Origin of the sequence: Bergeyella anatis, assembly GCF_036016955.1 — a bacterium.
GTDB lineage: Bacteria > Bacteroidota > Bacteroidia > Flavobacteriales > Weeksellaceae > JAYWXI01.
Genome location: NZ_JAYWXI010000085.1, coordinates 1 through 713 on the forward strand (window position 1 = coordinate 1; position 713 = coordinate 713).

General features: G+C 46.0%; 1 tRNA gene and 1 rRNA gene. Both read right to left on the reverse strand.

Annotation, left to right across the window (positions count from 1 at the left end):
* Positions 1-454 (reverse strand): 23S ribosomal RNA (locus VQ048_RS12340); the annotation flags it as partial.
* Positions 455-609: 155 nt separating this feature from the next.
* Positions 610-683 (reverse strand) — tRNA-Ala (locus VQ048_RS12345).
* Positions 684-713 lie beyond the last annotated feature (30 nt).

Sequence of the window (713 nt, forward strand, 5' to 3'; positions counted from 1 at the left end):
TTCACCTTTCCTTCACAGTACTTGTTCACTATCGGTCTTTCAGGAGTATTTAGCCTTGGAGGATGGTCCCCCCATATTCAGACAGGATTTCACGTGTCCCGCCCTACTCTTTTATCACTTATCTATGCCTTTCATGTACGGGGCTATCACCCTCTACGGCCACTCTTTCCAAAGTGTTCTATTAAACATAGAAAAGCTTTTGGGCTAATCCGCTTTCGCTCGCCACTACTTACGGAATCTCTTCGATTTCTTTTCCTCCGGGTACTTAGATGTTTCAGTTCTCCGGGTTTGCTCTGCTTGCGCAGTAATACATCTTCAATGTATTGGGTTGCCCCATTCGGATATCTACGGATCAATTCGTGTGTGCCAATCCCCGTAGCTTTTCGCAGCTTACCACGTCCTTCCTCGCCTCTGAAAGCCTAGGCATCCGCCATACGCCCTTAACGATTTCTTTCCTATTTGGTTACTCGAGCACTCTTCTGTGCTCGGTTTTCTCTTTGTGATGTCTTTACCGTTAATGTCAATGATCTTTTCTTCTTATCCGAAAACTGATAAACAATTGTTGTTTTTGGCTCCAATCGTCACTTTTAAACCAGTCCTCTAATACCGTGGAGAATAAGGGAGTCGAACCCTTGACCTCCTGCGTGCAAGGCAGGCGCTCTAGCCAGCTGAGCTAATTCCCCCTCTATCTTAAATTAGTAGTCTCGGGCAGG